This window comes from Mycobacterium sp. IS-1556, from assembly GCF_001499985.1.
GTDB lineage: Bacteria > Actinomycetota > Actinomycetes > Mycobacteriales > Mycobacteriaceae > Mycobacterium.
Genome location: NZ_LQIM01000025.1, coordinates 1 through 6,270 on the forward strand (window position 1 = coordinate 1; position 6,270 = coordinate 6,270).

Consider the following 6,270-nt stretch of genomic DNA (forward strand, 5'->3'; position numbering starts at 1 on the left):
ATGATCGCCCGCGAGGACCGCCCGGGCGACAAACGCCTGGTTGGCTATATCACCGGCACCGCCGACCCGACCGAAGCGCGCAGCGTGCTGGCCGAGCGGCTGCCCGCCTACATGGTTCCGGCCGCGATCGTGGCGCTGGACAACCTGCCGTTGACCCCCAACGGCAAACTCGACAGCCGCGCGTTGCCGGCGCCGGAATACACCGCCGGCGAGTACCGCGCGCCCACTAACGCGGTCGAGGAGATCGTCGCCGGCATCTACGCTCAAGTGCTGGGGCTCGAGCGGGTCGGCGTTGACGACTCCTTCTTCGACCTCGGCGGCGATTCCCTGTCGGCGATGCGCCTGATCGCGGCGATCAATTCCGCCCTGGATGCCGGGCTTTCGGTTCGTACCCTCTTTGAGGCGCCGACGGTCGCCCGGGTGTCGCCGCGCATCGGTGGCGGTGCGGATCGGCTGGAGCCGTTGGTGGCAACTGAGCGGCCGCCGGTGCTTCCGTTGTCATTCGCGCAAAACCGGTTGTGGATCCTGGACCAGTTGCACGGCCCGTCACCGGTTTACAACATGCCGGCCGCGTTGCGGCTGAGTGGGCACCTTGATGCGCACGCATTGGCTGCGGCGTTGGGCGATGTGGTGGCCCGCCATGAAAGCCTGCGCACAGTGTTTGCCGTATCTGACGGGACACCGCAGCAGGTCGTGTTGCCCGCCGAGCGGGCCGACTTCGGTTGGGACGTCACTGATGCCACCGGCTGGCCGGCCCACCGGCTCGATGACGAGATTCAGACCGCGGCGCGCTACACGTTCGATCTGGCGAACCAGATCCCGTTGCGGGCGCAGCTTTTCCGCCTAGCCGAGGATGAGCACGTGCTGGTGGCGGTGGTGCACCATATCGCCGCCGATGGCTGGTCGTTGACCCCGTTGGTGCGCGATCTGGGCGTGGCCTATGCCAGCCGGTGTGCGGGACGCGCCCCGGATTGGGCGCCGCTGGCGGTGCAGTATGCCGATTACACACTGTGGCAGCGCGCGCAGCTAGGGGAGCTCGACGACAGCGACAGTCCCATCGCCGCGCAACTGGCCTACTGGGAGGAAGCCCTCGCCGGGTTGCCCGAACGCCTCGAGCTGCCCACCGATCGGCCTTATCCGGCGGTGGCTGATCAGCGCGGCGCCACGGTGGCCGTCGACTGGCCGGCCGAGCTACAGCAACAGGTCGCCCGAGCGGCCCGGGAGCACAACGCGACCAGTTTCATGGTGGTGCAAGCGGCGCTGGCGGTACTGCTGGCAAAGTTGAGCGCCACTTCTGATGTGGCCGTGGGCTTTCCGATCGCCGGGCGGCGCGATCCTGCGCTCGATGAACTGGTCGGGTTTTTCGTCAACACCTTGGTGATGCGGGTGGATCTGGCTGGGGATCCCACGGTGGCTGAGTTGTTGGCGGCGGTTCGGGCGCGCAGTTTGGAGGCCTTCGAGCATCAGGACGTGCCCTTCGAGGTGTTGGTCGAGCGGCTCAACCCGACTCGCAGCCTGACCCATCACCCGGTGGTGCAGGTGCTGTTGGCCTGGCAGAACCTGCCTGGCCAGACCAACGACAATGTCGCCGGATTCTCCCTAGACGATCTGCAGGTGACCCCGCTGCCGATCGACACCCAAACGGCGCGTATGGATTTGACGTTCTCCCTCAGGGAGCGCTGGACCGACCAGGGTGCGCCGGCCGGCATAAAGGGCACGGTGGAATTTCGCACCGATGTGTTCGATGCGGCCAGCATCGAGGCGCTCCTCGAGCGGTTGCAACGGCTGCTGATGGCGATGACCGCCGCGCCCACCGCGCGGATATCGTCGGTCGATCTGCTCGACGAGCCCGAGCGTGCCCAGCTCGACACGTGGGGCAATCGGGCGGTGTTGTTCCAGCCGGTGACCGGCTCGTCGGTTCCGCAGTTGTTCGCCGCACAGGTGGCTCGCACCCCGCAGGCACCGGCGCTGACCTACAACGGCCGATCGATGACGTATCGCGAGCTTGACGAGGCGGCCAACCGGTTGGCGCATCTGCTCACCGCTCGGGGTGCTGGTCCGGAACAGTATGTGGCGCTGTTGTTTTCGCGGTCGGCTGAGGCGATCGTGTCGATCTTGGCGGTGCTCAAGACCGGAGCGGCCTATCTGCCGATCGACCCGGCGCTGCCCGCGAGCCGGATCGGCTTCATGCTCACCGACGCCCAACCGATCGTCGCGCTCACCACCACCGATCTGGCCGACCGACTAGACGAGTTCGCCCTGCCCGTCATCGACCTCAACGACCCGGCTGTGAATAACCAACCCGACACGGCACTGCCGCCGCCGAGCCCCGATGACATCGCCTACCTCATCTACACCTCGGGCACGACCGGAGTACCGAAGGGGGTGACGATCAGCCACCGCAACATCACCGGGCTGGTGCCATCGTTGGACCCCGGGCTGCTCGGCGCGGGCGTGTGGTCGCAGTGGCATTCCTATGCGTTCGACGTATCGGCGTGGGAGATCTTCGGCTCGCTACTACAAGGTGGGCGGCTGGTGGTGGTGCCCGATGACGTGGCCCGCGCCCCGGATGACTTCCACCGGCTGCTGGTAGCAGAACACGTCGACGTATTGAGTCAAACCCCGTCGGCGATGGGGATGTTGTCAGCCGAGGGGTTGGAGTCGACGGCGTTGGTAGTGGCCGGTGAGGCCTGCCCACCCGAATTGGTGGAGCGCTGGGCACCGGGGCGGGTGATGATCAACGCTTATGGCCCCACCGAAGCCACGATCTACGCAGCAATCAGCGCGCCGCTGACTCCGGGCTCGGCAGTGGTGCCGATTGGCTCGCCGGTGCCCGGCGCGGCGTTGTTCGTGCTCGATGGTTGGTTGCGGCCGGTGCCTCCCGGGGTGGTCGGGGAGTTGTACGTGGCCGGATCCGGGCTCGGATACGGATATATGCGCCGGGCCGGGTTGACCGGGTCGCGATTCGTGCCCTGCCCGTTCGGTGCTCCGGGACAACGGATGTATCGCACGGGCGATCTGGTGCGCTGGGTTGCCGATGGGCAGCTGGCGTATCTCGGCCGCGCCGATGAGCAGGTCAAGGTTCGCGGCTATCGCATCGAACTCGGCGAGATCCGCGCCGCACTATCCGAAGTGGACGGCGTGCAGCAGGCGGTCGTCATCGCCCGCGAAGACCGGCCCGGCCAGAAACGCCTGGTGGGCTATATCACCGGCACCGCCAACGCGACCGAGGCCCGCACCCAGCTAGCTGATCGGTTGCCGGCCTACATGGTTCCGGCCGCGATCGTGGCTTTGGCCAAACTGCCGTTGACCCCCAACGGCAAACTCGACGCCCGCGCCCTGCCCGCCCCCGAATACACCGCCGGCGAATACCACGCTCCCACCAACGCGGTCGAGGAAATCCTCGCAGGCATCTACGCCCAGACCCTCGGACTCGAGCGGGTCGGCGTCGACGACTCCTTCTTCGACCTCGGCGGCGACAGCATCGCGGCAATGCAGGTGGTGGCAAGGGCCCGGGCCGCCGGCTTGGTGTGCCGCCCGCGCGATGTGTTCGTCGAGCAAACCGTCGCGCGGCTGGCAGCGGTCGCCACCTTGGCGACCGCTGCCTGCGGTCCGGTCGATGAAGGCGTCGGGCCGCTGCCGGCCACACCGATCATGTGTTGGCTTCGCGCGGTGGCGGGTCCGGTACAGCAGTTCAACCAGACGATGCTGATCCAAGCCCCTGCCGAGGTCAGCGAGGCCGACGCGGTGGTAGTGGTGCAGGCATTGCTGGATCGGCACGCCATGTTGCGCCTTCGCGTCGAAGAGGACGGGACGGGGGCCTGGTTGCTGGAGGTCCCCGAGGCCGGCTCGGTGAATGCGCGCGAATGCGTGCAATCGGTAGAGGTGTTTTCCGAGGAAGCGTTGGTGAGCGCGCGCTCGCGGCTCGACCCGGCCGCCGGGGCGATGGTCAGCGCGTTATGGGTAGCCGACACCAGCCAGCTGGTGCTGATCATCCACCATCTCGCGGTCGACGCGGTGTCGTGGTGGATTCTGCTGGAGGACCTCAACACCGCGTGGGCTCAGCACCGGAGTGGCCAGCCGGTCATATCAGCGGCGACCGGGACGTCATATCAGCGGTGGGCGTCGTTGCTGGTTGAGCATGCGCACCACCCGGCGGTCGTGGAACAGGCCGCGGTGTGGCGACATGTGGAGGATGCCCCGGCCGCGCTTCCCGCGGTATGCCCAGAGCGGGATACCTACGAAAGCGCCGGCCATCTGTCGGTGTCGCTGGATGCCGAGACCACCGGCATGCTGCTTGGTGAGGTGCCGGCGGCATTTCATGCCGGGGTGCACGACATCTTGTTGATCGCGTTCGGCTTGGCGGTGTCCGAATTTGTCGCCGCCGGTGGCACACCGATCGGCATCGACGTGGAGGGCCACGGGCGTCACGAAGAAATAGCCGCCGACGTGGACCTGTCGCACACCGTGGGCTGGTTTACCACCAAATACCCGGTGGCATTGGCGATGGGCGGGCTGTCCTGGGCACAGGTGCAGGCTGGCGATACCGCCCTAGGCGCGGTCGTCAAAGACGCCAAGGAACAGCTTCGCGCGATCCCCGACCCGCTGAGCTATGGCCTATTGCGCTACCTCAACCGCGACGTTGACCTCGCCGGGTCCAGCCCCCCGATCGGCTTCAACTATTTCGGGCGCCTGGGCGGGGCGACCGAAACAGCGAAGGCGTCCGCTGAGGCGTGGCGAATCGACCAAGAAGGCTTGGCATTGACCGGCGCCGCCGCGTCGATGCCCATGCCGCTGATGCACACCGTGGAGCTCAACGCCGTCACCGTCGCCGCCGACATCGGCGCGCGCCTGCACGCCAACTGGACGTGGGCGCCCTCGGCACTGGACCACGCCCAGGTCACCCGGCTCAACCAACTGTGGTTTGACGCCCTGGCCGGGATCTGCCAACACGTCAGACGCGGTGGGGGCGGATTCACGCCGTCGGATCTCGCACCGGTCTGCCTCAACCAACAGCAAATCGACGAACTGCAGCGCCAATTCGAGATTGTTGACGTGCTGCCACTGACGCCTCTTCAGCAAGGACTGCTCTTCCACGCCGGCACTGCGCAGGCCGATGACGATGTGTACGCGATACAGCTGGTCATCACGTTGGGCGGCCGGGTCGACCAGCACCGCTTACGCGATGCCGTGCAGACGGTGGTCAACCGACATCCGAACCTGGCGGCCCGGTTCTGCGACCAGTTCGACGAGCCGGTGCAGATCATCCCGGCCGACCCCGTAGTGCCATGGCGCTATCTCGACCTCGGCGCCGAAGACGTCGACGCCGGTGAGCAGATCCAGCGGCTCTGCGCCGCCGAGCGGGCCGCGGTCTACGACCTCGTCGAACAGCCGGCCTTCCGGGTGGCGTTGATCCGCGTCGCACCGGATCAGCATCGGTTCGTGCTGACCAACCACCACATCGTGCTCGACGGCTGGTCGATGCCGATCCTTCTGCGCGAAATATTCGCCAGCTATTACGGAGAGCGGCTGCCCGCGACGGTTCCGTATCGGACGTTGCTTACCTGGCTGGCGGATCGTGACATGGACGCCGCCCGCGCGGCCTGGCGCGAGGTGTTGGCCGGCTTCGACAGCCCCACATTGGTAGGACCGCCGGACCAGTTAGAGCTAGGGCAGCGAAGCACTCGATCGTTTAGGGTGCCCGCCGAGACGACCCGGGCCGTCAACGAGCTGGCGCGCTCCTGCCACACGACCGTGAACATTGTGCTGCAGGGCGCCTTCGCGCAGGTTTTATGCGGGCTGACCGGCCACCACGATGTCGCATTCGGCGCGGCGGTCTCGGGTAGGCCAGCCGAGGTGGCCGGCGCGGAATCAATGGTGGGCCTGTTCATCAACACGGTGCCGGTGCGGGCCCGCATCACCGCGACAACCACTACCGCCGAGTTGCTGGATCAACTGCAACGCGCTCACACCGACACCCTTGAGCACCAGCATCTGGCGCTAGGCGAAATCCACCGGATCACCGGTCACGAAAGACTGTTCGACACCTTCTTCGCATTTGAGAACTACCCGATCAGCACCGGTGTACCGGTGGGCGACAACGAGTTTGCCGTCACTGAATTCACCATCCACGAATCCACTCACTATCCGCTCACATTGCAAGCAGTGCCGGGAGCCGAACTGGAGATTCGCCTCGAGTTTCGTGCCGATGTGTTTGATGCGGCCAGCATCGAGGCGCTCGTCGGGCGGTTGTGGCGGGTGTTGGTGGGG

General features: G+C 66.5%; 1 protein-coding gene. It reads left to right on the forward strand.

Annotated features, from left to right (window positions below):
• The coding region (locus AU187_RS16370) for a non-ribosomal peptide synthetase (protein WP_156442362.1) at positions 1 to 6,270 on the forward strand (6,270 nt) is incomplete at both ends.